The organism is Oceanobacillus luteolus, assembly GCF_023715655.1.
Classification (GTDB): Bacteria; Bacillota; Bacilli; order Bacillales; family Amphibacillaceae; genus Oceanobacillus; species Oceanobacillus luteolus.
This window is the reverse complement of record NZ_JAMBON010000029.1, coordinates 13,976-31,555: the sequence shown is the minus strand read 5'-3', so window position 1 is coordinate 31,555 and position 17,580 is coordinate 13,976. Positions and strand designations below refer to the sequence as shown.

Here is a 17,580-nt window from a genome sequence, read left to right as displayed (position 1 = left end):
AATGGACAATATCGGTGTATATACATGGGTTGGGTTCCTTGTGTTTTTGGTCATCATGTTGGCTCTCGGTTATATCGGAGCTAGGCAAACGAAAAGTGTTCGGCACTTTGCATTAGGTGGAGGACTTGGCCCGATTGTGATGGGGCTTTCGTTTACAGCAACCTACATTAGTGCAGCTACTTTTCTTGGATATCCTGGTTGGTCCTATGAATGGGGGTTGACGAATCTTTGGCTGATCATTGCGATTATCGGTGGCGGAGCGATCGGGGTACTCATGGTTGCGAAAAGAATTCGGAAGGTGAACAAGGAACAGAAATCACTTTCCTTACCCGATTGGCTAGGCGACTATTATAAAAGTGACTTCCTAAGAGTAGGCACAGGGATAATTTTACTATTTAACATTTTTTATATCGCTGCGCAGTTTGTAGCGGGAGCAAGAGTTTTCGAATATTTACTCGGTATGGATTACACGACTGGGCTGATTCTTATTACAGCTGTTGTCGTTTTGTATGTATTTGGTGGAGGAGCTTTGGCTGATATTTATACCGACGCGGTTCAAGCAGTTTTAATGGCGATTGCCGGTATCATCGTGTTCGTTTCAGGGCTTGTTGTTTTTTGGAACAACGGTATTGCAGCAACATTTTCAGGCATAGTGGATAATCTGACCGCGCAAGATGGCAACCTGGTAAAGGTATTCAATCCGGAGTCCGCCCACTTCTATTCGCTCGGTGCGGTAATTGGTGCGATTACGATTCAATGGGCATTCGCATCGGCGCCACATTTATTTAATAAAGTGTTAGGTTTAAAGCATGACAAGGATTTAGGCAAAATGATCGTCACCTATGTGATTACGACCACCCTCTGTGTGCTCGTCATGTTCGGTGGGCTATACAGCAGGGTAGCACTCGGATCAGGTACCGTGGTTGCAGATCTAGCTCTAATGGGATATATCGAATGGGCGTTTCCGGCAATCATTGTGGCGTTTTTCGGGGTAGTTATTCTCGCTGCAGCGATGTCGACTACAGATGGATTGTTTGTTTCCATCTCTACTGTATTTGCCAATGATATTTTTCTGAAATTCCTGGTGAAACGCGGCTACGTGAAAATGGGAGAAGAGGAAGCGGAGAAAGTTGCATTAAAGATTAGTAGACTTGCTGTTCCATTCGTAGGTTTAATAGCGTTTCTTATCGTCCTCAAACCACCCGTGTACATGGGTGACGTAATGTGGATTGGCATTTCTGGTATTGCTGCTGGAACGTTAGGACCGATTCTGTATGCCGTTTACGGTAGACGCAAGCCTTCTCCAAGAGCAGCGGATGGTTCGATGGTGATTGGTTTATTGGCATATTTGATTTTATACTTCGGAGGAATCATGCAAAGTACGATGATCGCTGGAGCGGTAGCGACCGTCATTGGTATTCTGGCCATGATCATTCTCGCAAATGTGATGAAAGTGGAGGAAAGTGAACTGGAGATTGTGGCAAAGGCAGAATAAAAATTGGAAGGGAGAATGCATGATGTTTGTGAATGAAATGCTTTCAGTCTGGTTTTATGGAATGATCATCATTTATACCATTGTCGGATACTCGCTTTGGAGATGGTATTTCGGGAAAAAATAGGCTGACTATAGATGTTGTAAACACTCTTCAAGGGCCACTCACTATTCAAAGTCATGTAATAACCACCATTAGCTCAGTTAATGGTGGTTGTTTTATTAAATGATATAATGCAAGAGTAAAAGGAATATTCGCATTCAAGTAAAGAAGGGAGAGAGGCAAATGTTTAATTGGTTCCGCAAAAAGAAAGAAGAAAATCCGAAGCAACCGAAAATGAAAAAGAGCGGCGGAGATGGCGGGGTATTCATTCCTGGAGGCGTTGCTACGGAGTCGAATGATAAGGACAAAAAACATTCTTATGATGACTATAGCTCCGGTTTTGACTTTGGTGGATCAGATGGTGGCGGAGGCGGTGGCGATTGATTCGATTTGGATAATGCTTTATGTACATACCGTTTATCTTTTGAAGTAACCCTACAAACATCCTCCACAAGGCATATTGATAAGTGTCGTATTTATGATATTCTTAAGGTAATAGAAAAAGAGGCAGGGTCATAGAAAGGTGGACGAAATTGAAGGGAAGAAAAGTTGTATTTTTAATGATCGGAGCCATGATTCTTGGTGCTCTTATCGTCTGGTTGAGTTTTCAACTCGTCGCTAACTCGGTACCGTTTTAATGCAGAATAGCTTCATTCATTTTACATAATGTACGATATCTAGCACCAATCAAAAAGGTCTCTCACCCGTAATGGATGAGAGACCTTTTATTTGGACATAAAAAAAGTATACACATTGAAAAGAGCGCATACTTATAGTATAATATTAAACAGTTGACTTTAATTTCATAAACGGACATAGTTATCTTTATTCTAACTATACACCATTTCCGTTTGGAAGTCAACATTATCTTTGCATTTATTTTTAAAAAGGGGTGTCTTGGATGGATTCACAGTTTCAGCAGGAACAAGAGCAACTGAATAATGTAAAGAAAGTAATACAACATGAAGTAGATAAGTTGGATAGTAAAACGAGACAGCGTAAGGAAGAGGTCATCCATTCCCGGAAACATTTCTGGGATGAGATTAAAATCAACGTAGATTCTTTTGACGATTATCTCGAAACCGTCCTCGCTATCAGGCAGGAAGCACAAGCCCTTGCTGTGAGCGAAACGACACATAGACATTCCTTCCAGCGTTTGTCGACACTTCAACAAATGTTGGATGTCCCGTATTTTGGACGGATTGATTTTCTCGAGGAGGGTGATTCACAATCGGAAGAAATCTATATTGGTATCTCTACACTTCGAGATGAAACTGGTGAAAACATCCTGATCTATGATTGGCGCGCACCGATATCGAGTGTTTATTACGATTATCAGCCAGGACCTGCCCAGTATAAAACTCCGGGTGGTGTCATTAAAGGTGATTTGGAGAAGAAGTGGCAATACCTCATCAGGGATGGTGAGCTCCAATCGATGTTTGATACGAGCCTGACCATTGGAGATGAAATTTTACAAGAAGTCCTCGGACAAGGGACAGATAAATATATGAACAGTATCGTGGCGACCATCCAGAAGGAACAAAACCGCATCATCCGTCATGACCGCGGAAGAATGTTGATTGTTCATGGTGCTGCGGGGAGCGGGAAGACTTCAGCAGCTCTGCAACGGATCGCTTACCTACTATATAAATATCGTGAAAACTTGAATGCGGATCAAATTATCCTGTTTTCCCCGAATACATTATTCAGCAACTATGTATCCAACGTCCTTCCTGAACTTGGAGAGGAGAATATGCAGCAAGTCACGTTCCAGGAATATTTGTATCACCGCTTGAGCAATGACTTTGCAGTTGAGGATCCGTACGAACAGCTGGAGTATGTTTTAACTGAAACAGGTCGTCCAGAGTATGATGCGCGGGTTTCCAGCATCCGTTTTAAAGCGTCGGCTCAATTTTTGGATGTCATCCAAGCTTATGTGAAATCACTGGAAAAGTCCGGCATGGTATTTAAAGATATCAAGTTCAGAGGCGAGACGATCGTAACAGCCCAAGAAATGGAAGAGTTTTTCTATCATGAAGACCATTCACTAGGCTTACAATACAGACTGGAAAAGTTGAAGGATAGGCTGCTTGATAAAGTTCGTGCACTGGAAAAACTGGAATGGAAAAAGGAATGGGTAGAGGAGACGATCGAGCTTCTCAGTAATGAGGAATATTATAAAGCGCAGAAGTATTTGGCGAAAAAAGCGGGCTACACCCGGGAAAATAGTGACGATTATGATATGGATACGAAAGCATTGGCGCGGCTCATCGTCCGTCAAAGATTGAGATCCGTTCGTAAAAGAATCCGTTCTTTACGTTTTGTAGATATTAGTAGGATCTATAAACAACTTTTTGAAAATCGCGGTAAAATTCAAGAGTTGGTCGATGGAGAGTCACCTAAAGATTGGCCAGCTATTTGTGAGGTTACACTCCAAGAGCTGGAGCAAGACAGGATACTATATGAAGATGCCACGCCATTTTTACAGCTGCAAGATTCCATATTCGGCTTTCAGGCGAACCGTTCCATCCGCCATGTTGTAGTCGATGAAGCACAGGATTACTCAGCTTTTCAATTCGAGTTTTTGAAGCGGTTATTTCCAGCAGCGAGGATGACAGTGCTTGGCGATTTTAATCAAGCGATTTTTGCCCATGCCAATGAAAAGGATGATTTTCAAGAGCTGACCCAGCTTTATGGTCCTGATAAGACTGAAGTCATTAACTTAACCCGAAGTTACCGATCAACGAAACCAATCATTGAATTCACCCGGAGACTCATTCCAGAAGGAGATCAGATTATTCCGTTTAACCGGGATGGCGAGCGCCCTGCACTCACTACTTTCGAAAATCATGATGAACTGCATGCCGAGATTACATCAAAAGTATCTGAATTAAAAAATCTAGGAAATGAAAGTATCGCCATCATCTGTAAGTCCGCTGCAGAAACTGAAAAGGCATATGAAGCTCTATCTGATATAGAGGAATTGAAAATGTTAAAAAGCAGCTCGATTGAATATGAACAGGGCGTCGTTGTTCTGCCTTCGTATTTATCCAAAGGTATCGAATTCGACGCGGTAATCATTTATGACGCATCACAGAAAGTGTACGGAGATGAGAGTCTGCGTCGGGTATTTTATACCGCCTGCACACGGGCCATGCATGGTTTACAGTTATACAGTGTGGGCGATCCGACTAATTTTATTGATCAGGCAATGGAAGAAGGATTTTTGAAAAATAAACCTGTCATAAGAAAGCACGGATAAACCGGAGGAATGAAAAAGATGTTGCTAAACTGAGAGATAGAAAGGAGAGGTTGTAGTTGGAGGGCCTTCAAAAAATGCTCGATAGCATCGAATATATAGAGAAAAATTTAGACGATGAACTGGTGATGGAGGAGATTGCGGCAGTCGCCTGCATGTCTAAATTCCACTTTCAACGGATGTTCCATATGCTGACGGGATATACAGTGACGGAATATATCCGGAATCGCCGGATTACTATCGCTGCACAGGAGCTTGTGTTTTCTGATGCGAAGGTGATCGATGTCGCCATGAAATATGGCTATGAAACCCCGGAAGCTTTTTCCAAAGCATTTCGGAGGATTCATGGCATCAGTCCATCCAATGCGAGAAAACATCGTCAATCGTTGAAGGCTTATCCAAAACTCTCTTTTCAAATTCAGTTAAAGGGTGATGTAGAAATGGATTACAAAATCGTGGAAAAAGGCAGCTTTACGGTGGTAGGAAAGAGTATTCGTACAGGTGTCGTTGACGGAGAGAACCACCGGAATATCGCGGCTTTCTGGGATGAATCCAATCAGAACGGATTCACAGATGAGCTTGCTAAAAATTGTGGCTCTCTAGGGATACTTGGAGTATGTATGGAGTTTGATAAGGAACAGGAGCATCTCACGTATTTAATCGGGGCAGAAAAAAACATCGAAGAAATTCCTCAAGATTGGGAGGAAAGACAGATACCTGCTGAAACGTGGGCTGTATTTCCGGTAAGAGGTGCTATGCCTGATGCGATGCCAAAAGTATGGGAGCGGGTATTTTCTGAATGGTTCCCAGCGACTGGCTATGAACATTCCGGCGGTCCGGAAATGGAAGTATACCTCAGTGATGCTGATCCGTATGCAGACGATTATTATAGCGAGGTATGGATACCGATAAAAAATTAATAAAGAATAATGGCGAATGGCTGAGATCTTGAGGTTACTCCTTTTGATATGCTATTCGCCTATTTTTTGAAAAATCTTATGATTGTTATTGACATCTTTTCGTATTTGTTTTACTATTACGTTATACGATATAACGTTGAACGTAATAGTTGGTGGAAAGGAGTGGAAACATGGTTAAGAAAAGCAGATTTTCGGAGAATTCCTTATTGATTTTAATCAGTCTCGCGGAGAAAGAACGTCATGGCTATGCGATTATGGAGGACATTGAAAAAAATTACGATATAAAATTAGGCCCAGGTACATTATATGGAGCAATTGCACGTTTAGAGAAGGAAGGCTATATCCGTGTTCTTGAATCGGAAGACCGTAAGAAGCCTTATAAGCTCACGGAGGAAGGGCAGCAATATCTGACGGAGCAGCTGAAAGAAATTCAGAAAGTCACCACCATTGGTATGAAAAGGCTTGGTCTCGTATGAAGTGGCTGATCTACCTCTATCCCAAAAGTTGGAGAAGTCGATACGGCAATGAGCTAATGGAAGTATGGAAACAAACGGATAAGTCATTCAAAATAATCGTTGATTTACTTTTAGGCATTATCGATGCTTGGTACCTCGAATTAAGTGAAAGGAAATTCTGTGGTTTTCGGATGAGTCAAGTAGTCGTTTTAATCAGCTTCATCAATATCCTTATTATTTCCAAATTGATTTCACTAAGGGAGGTAATTTTATTGGAACAGATTGCGTTGATTATTTCCATGGTATCTTTTCTATTGGCGATCGTTCTATTAATCGCGAATATGTTTAAAGTTGGCATTGTCCCAGCCTTCTCCATGAAAACGAAATTGGCCAAAGCAGCAGTCGGTTTTATGGGGTCGTATGCAGTCTTTTTTGTCACCTTTTTAGTGTTGGCAAACTAAACATTCCACATTAAAAAAGCGGGTCCATCAGAGTTTTTCTCTGATGGACCCGCTTTTTGTGTCTATATTATAAGAAATTTAATTTGGTGTTGTGTAGTGGGGATTAGGATATGTTACTTCACATTAAGTAGTATGACATTCGTTACTACAAAAATAGCAACCATTAATCCTCTTATAACGGTGCCTTGTTTTTGCTATCTGAACAGCTGAACTACAAGTGTTATGGTAACCTAAATCATCAAAATTTTGAGAAGGAGAATAGCGACATGTAGAAGTATGAACTTCGTAATCTCCGTTACTTTGCATATTTACATTTAATAAATACTTTTGCAATACAATCCCTCCAAATAATATTTCCCCACCACACTAACGAACAGTACTTATTGGGTTCTTTCTGATTGATTCGTTTATATTCCTGAACCTGTATATTACCAAGTTTGGGGGCAATGAGTTAAAAGAACATCCAGAGGCGGAAGAAGCCATAGCTGAAACTCAAGAATTATTGAATCAAGCAAGGGCTAAAGTAGACAATTTAACGGATGTATTGCACGAGCATAAGTTTATATCATATACTGAAGTTGAGATATCGTATATACAAAAATTTGAAGAGCTGCTACAGGAATATTCCTCTTTAGAGAATTTAATGATAGATATTATCCCATACAGTACGGACGAAGAAATGAAAGAAGTAGAAAAGGGTGTTAGTCAGAAGTTCAAGATGAGAAGGTGGTTGAATAGGGACTTAACCTATTTCCATCCAAATGAAAACTTTTTCTTACATCCATTATATATTTACGATAAAAAATATGTCATTAAATGAGGAGAAAAACGTAAACTAAACGGATGTTCAAGCAATCAATCTATTGTTTATCACCTATTCGCTCATGGTTGAAATAAAATCAAAAAAAACAAGTATTTAATGGAAATCATAAGGCTGAACAAAGAAGGACCATTCTGGTTTATAAAACAATTATTCAAGAGAAAATAAAGGAAGAATCGTTTTCAAAATTTAAGGCGTATGATTAATTGAAACGGGTGAAGTCATCGTACTCGTTATTAGCATATGAACTAATTGGTGGAATGTAGGTTTAAGAAAATTTTTATAGCGGGTTTGATTTTATGTATAGAAGATTTTAAATGAATATAATTACCGGAAGCAACACTATACGGGGTTGTTTTTTGTTTACACCTTTTTTCTCCAAAAGAAGAAATTGATAGATGAAACATATTTGGAATTAACATTAGTGTTTTTATTACTGTACATGCTATTCAAGATTGAAGTCCAATCACCACCCGGTCTTCAAGTACAAGTGGTAAGATTCAGGCGGTGATTAGACACTTTATATCATTCAACTATCATTTTCAATCCCGTTACTTTACTCCTTGGTACCCTCGGATCATGTTGTACAATAAAAGCTTTTTGAAAACGATTGATGTATTCTTCTTCGTGGGTTTTTGGTGTTAAGATGATTAATTTTCTTTGCAGCTGGTTTACGTATAAATCGAATACCTTTGATTTTCGATGTTCGTCAAGAGCGCTGTCAAATTCATCAAGGACGATAAAACCTGGTGCAGTCTCAATGTTTTGAAGCAGAGCTAATGCGAATAAAAGTGAGCTTAACGATTCTTCCCCGCCCGATACTCCTTTTCCGACTTTACCGCCACGTGCTTTTACACTAACGTCCTCCATTGGTCCACGGTGTCCTTCTTTTCTAGCTCTAATATACAAGTGGAAATGTGTCCGTCCTTGCTTATCTTCCTGGGAATCCCAGCCGATGTCCCCTTCAAATTGAAATTCACCCATATAGACGGTGAATCGTTTCTGAATTTCCAAGACGCGCATATTAATCGTTGTTTCCAAAGCGAATTTCAGTTTGTCTGTTCTTTCTTTATCAGCTTCCAAAAGGACTTTTGATTGTTTAAATTCATGGTCCAAGCGTTCATATTCCGATTTCGCTGTATCATAGTTTTCCTTTGCTGCAGGGTCTATACCATCCTCACTCCGGGCACCATTGAACATAACCTTGCCGTTTTGTAGTTGGTTTTTTAATGCTTCTTCAGATGTAGGTTGGTCTCTAGTGAACTGAGCTGTATATTCCTTGTATAACTCTGGAACAAGGTTTTGCATATCTTGCAGCTCCTGAATCACTTGAATCAGTTCATTTTCGTTGATTGCTAAACGGTTTGAATATCTTTGGATCTGATTATTTAAATCTCTTTCCTCGCGCCCGATGTCTTCCAATTCTTGTTGTTTATCATCTATCTTTCGTTTTGTTCTTGAAATTGATTTGCTTAATTTTTCCAGATCAGAATCTAGGCGGTCTAATTTTAAATTCAAAGATTTAATCTCTTGCACAGTCTCTTTTTCAAGCTTTACTACGTACTGCAGCTTTTCATATTTTTCTTTACTTGCTCCAAGTTCTTTATAAAAATCAAGTTCTTTTTGAACGATTTTTAGTTGTTCAGTCAATTCTGCACTCGTTTGCATCAGGCCGGTTGACTTAGTTCTGAGTTCATTGATTGTCCAATTTAAAGTCTGTTCTTTTTCTAAGTAAGATGTAAACTTTTCTCTCCACTGCTCCCGCTCATGCCGGTTGGTCATAAAAGCTTCTGCCTCTTTAACTTTCTGAATCTCACTATTTAAATACTGGAAGTCTTCCGTATCTTCCTCAATAACTTTTTGAAGGGAATCTGCTTTATCCTCCAGGCTATGAATTTGATGTGAAATTTCTTGAAGTCGGATTTGAATCGCTTTTTGACTTAAAATATACGCTTGCTTTTCCTGCGGTCCACGAATGCCTCGTGAATCGATCAATATCTCATTGCCGATCCTAGGCTCATTATCTTTAAAAAATTGTCCTATCCAGAAGAGTGCTTTAACTGCGTGATTATATTTATTCTCGGCTATATTGTTTTTTACTTTCAAATGAATCTCCGGAAGATGATCTCGCCAACGGTCCGGGATAATTTCCATTAATGGAACATGATACAAATCATTTGGGGGAGATGCGGTTTTACCATTAAAAAATACTGTATATTTGATGGAATTGAACAAGTTTTCATCATTCACTTTGGCAGATTCATCTAATTCAATAAGCTCCCTTAATGGAAAGGCCGCTATTCCACGTTCCCGGAAATAATCTAGTGATTGCTTCTGGCGGTCGGAAACGTTCCGGTCCTCCTGCAGTGCCATCCGTTCGTCCTTTAAAGAATCAATTTCCCGTTTTGTCTCGTGGAGCAGATCCTTATTTTCCTGGATAGTCTGGTTTAGCCTGCTAATGTTTTCCTCAACACTAAAACTGCTGCCGAATCGAGTGAGGCGTTCCAAATGATCTTTTTCCTGAATGTCATCTTGAACGATTTGAGCCTCTAATTTGGCCTTTTCATTAATGAGTACGATACGATTCTGTTCTTTATCATCGATTTCCTTTTCGAGCAGGCTTTGTTCCTCAGAAATCTTTGTGAGTTCGTCTGTCAGCCTGGTAAACTCAAGATTTGCTTGTTCTTCCGTTCGTTCAATTCTTTTTTTCCTAGCCATCAAGTCTTCGAGTTCTTTCTCCAATGACTCTTTTTCAGCCACAATCTTTGTATTTTCATTTTCTTTATCTTCTAGTCTCTCGGACACTTCGTCAATAATCTGATTTAACTTATTGGTTTCTGCCTCTAATTGTTTCAGTCTTTCGATGGTTTCTTCTTTTTGTGCGAAAATAAGTCCTGAATTTTCTTTAGTCTCTTCCAGCTCTCCGTTTAAATCTTCCAGCGATCGTTTAAGCATCTTTATTTCGTTGTTATAATGCAACTCTAAAGAAAGCAAGGCTTCCAACGATTGTTGGGCTCCAGAACGCAGTCTCCTCTGGTTATCTATGAAACGATCCAAAGCCGTCTTTAAAATGCTTAAATTTTGCTTATGAAACAACATGTTTTGTTCTGCCTGGCGCATCGTTTCTTCGGCTTCTTTTACTTTTTCAATGCTTTCTTCCCAGTTTCTTTGCATATGATCAATACCATGCATTTCACTGAAGATCCGAAACCGTTCCTCGGAATTCATGACGGCAAACTGGTTCACTTCTTGCTGATACCAGATGAGATAGAACAGATCCGGGTGAATTTTGTAGCGGAACTGGAGATCTTTTTTATAGGCCGAAAAGTTATGGTACCGATCCCCAGAAGTATATTTAGTCGTACTTTCCCACTCATCAGCATGGTCACCTTTTTGGACAATAAATTCCCTTTTAATCGGCTGACCAGGTTCTTGTACAATATAAATCGTAAACTGAATAAAAGCAGGTTCATCGATTTTCATCGAGCCCTCGTTTCTGAATAAAACGGAGACATGTGCTTTCCATACTTGGTCAGGAGGCAGATTCCTGGATTTCAACCCTTCGATGTCCACTTTCGATGAGTATAGGGCTGCTCCCATACAGAAGGTGAGTGTAGATTTACCAGATCCGTTTGGACCGGTTATCATCACATGTCCATCCCCGCCTAAATCGAGAGATGACGGCAGAAAGTCACGGATTCCGGAAAATTGTAAACGATATGGAATCATTCTTCTTCTCCTTTCTGATAGATGTTATAACGTTTGAAGAACTTCAGTACTTCTTCTTTATTCAACTGGTTCGATTGACTAAATTCTGCCGTACGGCGCAAAAATGAATCAGAAAACATATGTACGCCGATTGCTGTTAATTGGTAGGCTTTTTCATATGAATTGGAATCATACTCCTCAATTGCACCAATTTTTTTTAAAGTGTCCATTGCGATGGAAATCTTCTGGTTCGCTTTTTTCGTTTCGTGTCCAAATGCTTCAAGCAGCTGTTCAAACAGACTGAATTCATGCTGCAGTACCTCTTGCTGATAAAACATAAATAACAAAATAGCGAGACTTTCTTTGGATAACGTGTTCCGTGCTGAACGGGCAGGGACGCGCATCATCACAATGACTTGATCGCGCCGCTCATCAAAAATCAGCTGAAAATACCGGCTTACTGCCTGGTTCACCCGGGTCAAGAAGGAAAAGAATACCTCATCATCCTGCTGAATGTGGAGCAGTTTTTCCACTTCTTTACGGGTTAGTCCGAAATTTGCCGACCGGATGGTGGCGGAGGAGGAAAATAGGATATTCATAAATGCCAATTCTTCCGTTTCTGTCAAGACCCCTTTTAACGTACTAAGTGCATTTAATGGCTGAAAATTTTGTGAAGCGTGTTCGGATTCCATTGTTTCATTCTTTTCCATGTGGATCACCTTGCTTTCCTTTTTGTTTGGAGATGATATGTTCGCCGTCTTTAGGATCCATCCAATCCCAGTTCTTGTTGAATTTTTGCTTTATGTCTGTATATTCGGGAGGGTGGATGTGAATTTTTTTATTGCCAACGAGGGCGGCAACCGCAGTAAGGGCGTTGACTGCATCTGCCCATTTATCAGAAGTGGCTTCAATGACCACTTCTTCCATGGATGCTTGCTGGACCTGTTCGATATATTCTTCGATTTCTTCGGTTTGAATGAGTGATTTCGTCAAGAGCCAGTTCGTATCACCAAACAGTTCTTCCATCTCATCTCTCGTAGCTTCTTCCGTTACATATTCGATTTCGTCATCATCATCTACTATCGGGTCGACAATCGGTTCATAGTTCTCCAGATAATCAATGGCTTCGTCGATGGCCTCACCCGGGATGGGGGAAGCAAATTTAATCGGAATCCATAACCCATCCAGTGCCTCATCTTCATATTGATTCTGCTCCATAAAACTGAACATTTGATGGACGTTTGGAATATCAGAGTCAAGCGGCGGATCGAACATGGAAAGGATGAAACGACGAATGAGTTCCGGTTTGATTGTCGTGGAGATAGGTGTTGTCTGCATGTTGGTGAATTTCATATACTTATTGATCATTCCGAGACTTAAGTTCGTTCCCTCTGATAAAGTCGCCGTTCCCCTTTGCATTAAATTTGTCAGGATTAGACTTTCATCGATGGTTTTAAACATTTGAATTCTTTCCTCAAGCTTTTCCTGTAATTCTTCCATTAAGTAATGGATTTTTTGTAATTGCGGAAGCGCATTGCGGTCCGCCAGCATTTCCAATTCCCGTTCTTTTAAAATCGCGATAGCATTTTCAACATTACGGATTAAGCTGGCAATTTTATTTCCGCCTGAAATGCCATGATCATCATAAGCCTCACTTAATTCTGCATCACGTCTAGCCTGGAAAAGGGAACGTCCAATATCATCCTCAAAATGATAAGCTAGTGAATCATTCGCAAGCCGGAGCAGAACGTCCATCATCCGCTTCCCTAAATCCCGCATTTTAATTTGTGTCTGCTGTTTAGATAGCCAGTTATTGTTGACTAGTACATTAACGATTTGGGCTACTTTCTTTTTGGAGGGGGGGTCCGGGTCTTTATAGCGATTTTGATAGCGATAGTACAACTGTTCTGCATTTTCAATTCGGTCATCTAAACCGAGGGCTTCTTCATTAAGCAACTGTAGAATCCTTAGGAAACGCAGGATTTCAACTGGAGAGTCGAAAACAGCCTGCGAGCCGAGTTCGCGTAATACGCTTGCCAAAGTAGAAATATCCCTCATCGTCTGCAGTAACGCAGGGCTGTCATCTTTTTCCTTGAATATTGAGATTAGTTGTTTATCCACCTTTTCCATAGAATTACATCTCCTAAAATTTCTTCTTGTTCCATACTTTTCTTCTGCAAGAATTGATTCATTTCATCTAGGTATTTCTCCTGATCTTTTAAAATCTTGCCATCTGGACCGATCCATCTAATGGAGTGTATATGTTTAACTAAGATGTTGTACAGTTCATGAGCAATAATCTTGCCGTCTTGATCATAATCCGTCCAGATGATTGCTTGTTTCAGATTACTGTTATTTAGAATTTGTTCGATAAAGTTACGGTGTGCTGAGCGGATATGACCATCACAGCACAACAATAAAACATTTTCATCTTCCAAAAATTCGGGCTGTGAGGCGATACGGGATAGGATTCCGCGGTTTTCAACAATCCAAAAAGTCATTGCATTAGTCTTGTATTGATCTAATTCTATTGATATATTCGTTACCGCGTGTACAGGCCCGTGAGAGAAAGTAGCGTACTGGCCAATTACATCTCCAGAGAAAAAGACAGGGGTAATGTGACCAAAACTTGTTAAACCAAATTCTACGGCCGGGTAGCCGCCCCATTCCTCCAGTAGCTCAAGAAATTCCTCCTGATTCCGATCAAATGCTTTGGACCCGCCAATCGTTTGATAGTAGGCAGCCCCGATTTCTTTCCAGTCCATTTGTTGTCTGGTAGAACCGAGCCGTAAAAAGGCTAAGCTGAAATGCAGGAATTTCATTCGTTTATTAAGTGTCCATTTTTTGGGGAAGAACGCGGACTCCTTTAACAGATCCACCCCTTCACAGACAGCCAAAAATTTTTCTTTTATATGTTGATGCATTCGTTGTTTGATCATCGGTTGATCTGCTTGAAGATGGATGTGAAGAATGCCGTTTCTGAGTTGATTCAATTCTTCTGTTAATTGTACATCTTGCTGTTCTTTCATGCGAAGCTGGTATTTGAATAAACGGTGACCCATTCGATAATATTGACTTGCGACCGTTTTGCTATCCGGTTTGAGGCGGATTTCTTTTAGGATCCATCCTTGTTCCAGCCATGTCAAAGTTTTGGGATCATCATGATTTAAAGAGAGTTTTTTCCTAGGGGTTAGTTTGAGATTTTTCAGTAAGAAATTAACTTCAGTATCCTTTGTCTCTGCATGAACAGCGCCAGTAGTGATCATTCCAACTTTTCGGAGTGTCCGTTTTGTTGTCTTTAGGATTGGAATATCGATAAAGTCTCCTTCTGTCATATTGTTCAAATCTAATGTCTCGCCTTTTTTTAGTATGTATGTATTTAGGTATTCTATAAAGCTATCTTCCACTGAGCATCCCCTCATTTTTTACTAATATTGTAACATGAGAGAGAGGATATAGGTTAGTAACTGTTTTGGAGCCGATGATTGCGAAGATCACAATCGCATGGACTAAAGGTCTATCTACTATCCAGTAAACCTCAAGCATTAATTTTTCGTTTGAATACGAAAAACAAATATAACCAATATAAATGATTACTAGCCAAAAAAAATAAAAAGTTTACCAAAAAGCGCCCCCAAACTCAGACTTCATTCGATTATAGAAGTGAAGGGAGGGAGATGCGATGCAAAGACGTACTTTATCCGTAAATGATGTGGCGGAATTTCTTGGCTTACATAGAGATACGATCTATGAATTGGTGAGGGAAGATAAAATTCCACATATCCGACTTGGCGGGAGAATCTTTTTTCTGGAAGATGTATTGGAAGATTGGCTGCGTAAGGAAATGAACTGATGGCGAATGGCTGATTCGGAAGCTGAAAACTTTCGATCCGCCATTGGCCTTTTCGGCATGAAAAAATTAGTTGGATAAATATTGGAAAAGGAGATTAAAAAGCGATGGCGAACTTTAATTTTCACAAGGAGAAAAATATTTTTATGGATTGGTTGATGATGAACAGAATGTCTACTGGAGAAATCGTGCTTTGGCATACGTTAATGAATATCGGCAACAGGATGGGACAGAAGAATCAAATCGATACCCCTTCCTCGACGTTGATGTCATTGACCGGGTTATCAAAGCAGGGGATGTATGATGCAAGGAAAAAATTGGAGAAGCGTGGGATGATTCGGGTAAAACAAGGAAGCCGAAATCAAAGTCCGATTTATGAAATGGTTCCTCTGAAAGAGGCTCTGCAAATTTATGCTTATGGTCAAGCTTTAGGTCAACCTTCGGAAAAAGAGACTGAAAACTTGACCCCCAACTTGACTCAAAATTTGACCCAAAACTTGGCCATCTATAAAGAGAAAGAAAAAGAAAAGAGAAGAGGAGGAGACGCGCGCCAGCTTCAATCTCTTTTTAACATGTATGAGCAAAATTTCGGCAAGTTGAAGCCGTTGATAAAAAAAGAGTTCATCCGTTGGGTGCAGATCGTTGGTTTGGAAGTGGTCGAAGAGGGCGTTACGCTCGCAGTGAAGAAAGGCGGCAAGACCTTCAGCTACGTGGAAACGATTTTAAAAGAATGGGTGACGAATGGTCTGCAAACGATCGAGGAAGTGCGGAACTATGAAAAAATGAAAGAAGAGAAACACAGTATAAAGCCTGTCCATGATCAACGAATCAACAAAACTGATAAACAGCGGGAACTTCTGAAATGGGCGAGGGAGGAATTCAAATGACGATTGATGAGGCAATGGAAGTATTGTATACGATGGAGGAAATGTATCCGAAGTTCAAGCTGACGGAGCGTAAAGCAAAAATTTTAGTACCGAATTTAAAGAAAATGAATTTCCGTAAAGTGATGGAAAATTTGGGTGAGCATGTCATGCATCACCCGTATCCACCACAGCTCAGTGAAATAGCCGCGTATGAAGAGGAGGAAGAATCACCACTCGCGGAAATTGAAAGGTGGAAGGAAGAAGCGATGAAGGTTACCCCGGAAATGAAACTAGAGTTCCAGGAGCAGCTGGAACAGTTACTGCGGGAGAAAGGGTGGGACTAGGATGGACACGTACCATGCAGAAACGAGTTTGCTTGGTTCGATACTCCTTGAAAACGAGCTGTTCAACGAATTGGAGATCGATTCCAATTACTTCAGATACCAGGAGCATAAACTCATCTTCGAGGCGATGGAAGAAGCTTATCGAGAGAAACAAGTCATTGATATGGTGATCCTTACAGCGGTGTTAGGAGATAAAATCGAAGCAATTGGAGGCGTTCAATACCTGACACAACTCCTTGAATCGATTCCGAGTACTGCGACATTCAAACATTATGAGCAGATCTTAATCGAATCGTATCAATTGCATCAGGCAAAGCAGGCCGTACAAGAGTTTTTAATCGAGCCGTCTCTATCTGGCTTGGATCGTTTAGTCAATGACTTAAAGGATGTCAGCTCACTCATAGCATCTGAAACAGAAAACAGTACCTTTGAGGAGTTGATTGGAATCAGTGAAGAACTGATGAATCCAAACTCCGAGAAATTGGGTCATATGACAGGTATCCGTTCATTAGACGAACTTACCGGAGGAATGCAGCGGGGAGATTTGATTATCGTCGCTGCAAGACCCTCTGTCGGGAAGACGGCATTCGCCCTGAACTTGGCAGCAGGTCATTGTATGCATGGAGGGTCAGCACTTCTGTTTAGTCTGGAAATGGGAAGACGCCAACTCTTGAAGCGGATGATTTCAGCGCAAGCGCTTGTGAATGGAGGGAAATGGCGCGATATACATAATCGGTTTTCACCCGAGGATTATCAACAGGCAATGCGAGCAATTGGGGAACTATCCAACTGGCAGCTGGAGATCATCGATTCCAAACGAACGATAGCACAAATCCGCGCGGAAATACGAAAGCATCAGCTTGATGCAGTAAATAAAAATCAGCTTGTCCTCATCGATTATCTCCAGCTCATTACACCAACCACCCTTCGAAAAGAACGCCGCGATTTAGAAATTGGAGAGATTACGAGGGAACTGAAACTGCTCGCAATGGAGTTGGAGATCCCGATTGTCCTGCTGTCACAGCTCTCCCGAAGTGTGGAAACGAGACAAGATAAACGTCCGCTCATGTCTGATTTAAGAGAATCAGGAAATATCGAGCAAGATGCAGATGTCATCGCTCTCTTATACAGAGATGACTATTACAACAAGGACAGTAAAAAAAAGAATGTGCTGGAGGTGATCATTTCAAAACATCGGAACGGACCGACTGGAGTAGTGGAGATGGAGTTTTTACGGGAGTATGGCAGGGTGAGGGAACTGAGACAGAGAGAAGGAAAACTGGTAGGTATTTAGCGCAATAA

General features: G+C 40.7%; 15 protein-coding genes. 11 read left to right on the top strand and 4 right to left on the bottom strand.

Annotated elements, in window-relative coordinates; genetic code table 11:
• Position 1 precedes the first annotated feature (1 nt).
• The 7 genes from M3210_RS14600 to M3210_RS20755 all read left to right on the top strand — a co-directional run bounded on the left by M3210_RS14600 (position 2) and on the right by M3210_RS20755 (position 7,510).
• Positions 2-1,495, top strand: a complete 1,494-nt coding sequence (locus M3210_RS14600; protein ID WP_251515839.1) for a sodium:solute symporter family protein — start codon at positions 2-4, stop codon at positions 1,493-1,495.
• 283 nt (positions 1,496-1,778) lie between these two features.
• Positions 1,779-1,979 (top strand): hypothetical protein, encoded by a 201-nt coding sequence (locus M3210_RS14595; RefSeq protein WP_251515837.1) that lies wholly within the window; start codon positions 1,779-1,781, stop codon positions 1,977-1,979.
• A 517-nt stretch (positions 1,980-2,496) separates the two neighbouring features.
• Positions 2,497-4,857, top strand: coding sequence for an RNA polymerase recycling motor HelD (gene helD, locus M3210_RS14590; RefSeq protein WP_251515835.1), 2,361 nt, complete (start codon positions 2,497-2,499; stop codon positions 4,855-4,857).
• A gap of 56 nt (positions 4,858-4,913) precedes the next feature.
• Positions 4,914-5,774: an AraC family transcriptional regulator gene (locus M3210_RS14585; RefSeq protein WP_251515833.1), complete on the top strand. Its 861-nt coding sequence runs from the start codon at positions 4,914-4,916 to the stop codon at positions 5,772-5,774.
• 170 nt (positions 5,775-5,944) lie between these two features.
• On the top strand, positions 5,945-6,250 hold the full coding sequence (locus M3210_RS14580; protein WP_251515831.1) for a PadR family transcriptional regulator: 306 nt from the start codon (positions 5,945-5,947) through the stop codon (positions 6,248-6,250).
• A complete protein-coding gene (locus M3210_RS14575) occupies positions 6,247-6,690 on the top strand; it encodes a hypothetical protein (RefSeq protein WP_251515828.1) in 444 nt (147 codons plus the stop codon). The genes M3210_RS14580 and M3210_RS14575 overlap by 4 nt, the downstream gene beginning before the upstream one ends.
• A gap of 382 nt (positions 6,691-7,072) precedes the next feature.
• Positions 7,073-7,510 carry a type II toxin-antitoxin system SpoIISA family toxin gene (locus M3210_RS20755; RefSeq protein ID WP_379595495.1) on the top strand — a complete coding sequence of 146 codons (438 nt, stop codon included), beginning with the start codon at positions 7,073-7,075 and terminating at the stop codon, positions 7,508-7,510.
• A 525-nt stretch (positions 7,511-8,035) separates the two neighbouring features.
• On the opposite strand, the gene M3210_RS14570 is transcribed toward M3210_RS20755, so the two are convergent.
• Genes M3210_RS14570 through M3210_RS20620 form a run of 4 tightly spaced genes read right to left on the bottom strand, consistent with a single transcriptional unit; the run spans position 8,036 to position 14,625 of the window.
• Positions 8,036-11,239 carry an SMC family protein gene (locus M3210_RS14570; protein WP_251515826.1) on the bottom strand — a complete coding sequence of 1,068 codons (3,204 nt, stop codon included), beginning with the start codon at positions 11,237-11,239 and terminating at the stop codon, positions 8,036-8,038.
• Positions 11,236-11,928, bottom strand: coding sequence for a hypothetical protein (locus M3210_RS14565; protein WP_251515819.1), 693 nt, complete (start codon positions 11,926-11,928; stop codon positions 11,236-11,238). The genes M3210_RS14570 and M3210_RS14565 overlap by 4 nt, the downstream gene beginning before the upstream one ends.
• Positions 11,915-13,348: a hypothetical protein gene (locus M3210_RS14560; protein ID WP_251515817.1), complete on the bottom strand. Its 1,434-nt coding sequence runs from the start codon at positions 13,346-13,348 to the stop codon at positions 11,915-11,917. Before M3210_RS14560 ends, M3210_RS14565 begins: the two co-directional genes overlap by 14 nt.
• Positions 13,324-14,625 carry a toprim domain-containing protein gene (locus M3210_RS20620; RefSeq protein ID WP_251515815.1) on the bottom strand — a complete coding sequence of 434 codons (1,302 nt, stop codon included), beginning with the start codon at positions 14,623-14,625 and terminating at the stop codon, positions 13,324-13,326. Before M3210_RS20620 ends, M3210_RS14560 begins: the two co-directional genes overlap by 25 nt.
• Before the next feature lie 275 nt (positions 14,626-14,900).
• Here M3210_RS20620 and M3210_RS14550 point away from each other — a divergent pair, with 275 nt between their 5' ends.
• The 4 genes from M3210_RS14550 to M3210_RS14535 all read left to right on the top strand — a co-directional run bounded on the left by M3210_RS14550 (position 14,901) and on the right by M3210_RS14535 (position 17,572).
• Positions 14,901-15,071 (top strand): helix-turn-helix domain-containing protein, encoded by a 171-nt coding sequence (locus M3210_RS14550; RefSeq protein ID WP_251515813.1) that lies wholly within the window; start codon positions 14,901-14,903, stop codon positions 15,069-15,071.
• Positions 15,072-15,175: 104 nt separating this feature from the next.
• On the top strand, positions 15,176-15,955 hold the full coding sequence (locus tag M3210_RS14545) for a DnaD domain-containing protein (protein WP_251515811.1): 780 nt from the start codon (positions 15,176-15,178) through the stop codon (positions 15,953-15,955).
• A complete protein-coding gene (locus M3210_RS14540) occupies positions 15,952-16,278 on the top strand; it encodes a replicative helicase loader/inhibitor (RefSeq protein WP_251515809.1) in 327 nt (108 codons plus the stop codon). The genes M3210_RS14545 and M3210_RS14540 overlap by 4 nt, the downstream gene beginning before the upstream one ends.
• Position 16,279: 1 nt before the next feature.
• Positions 16,280-17,572, top strand: a complete 1,293-nt coding sequence (locus M3210_RS14535) for a replicative DNA helicase (protein ID WP_251515807.1) — start codon at positions 16,280-16,282, stop codon at positions 17,570-17,572.
• Positions 17,573-17,580: the final 8 nt, after the last annotated feature.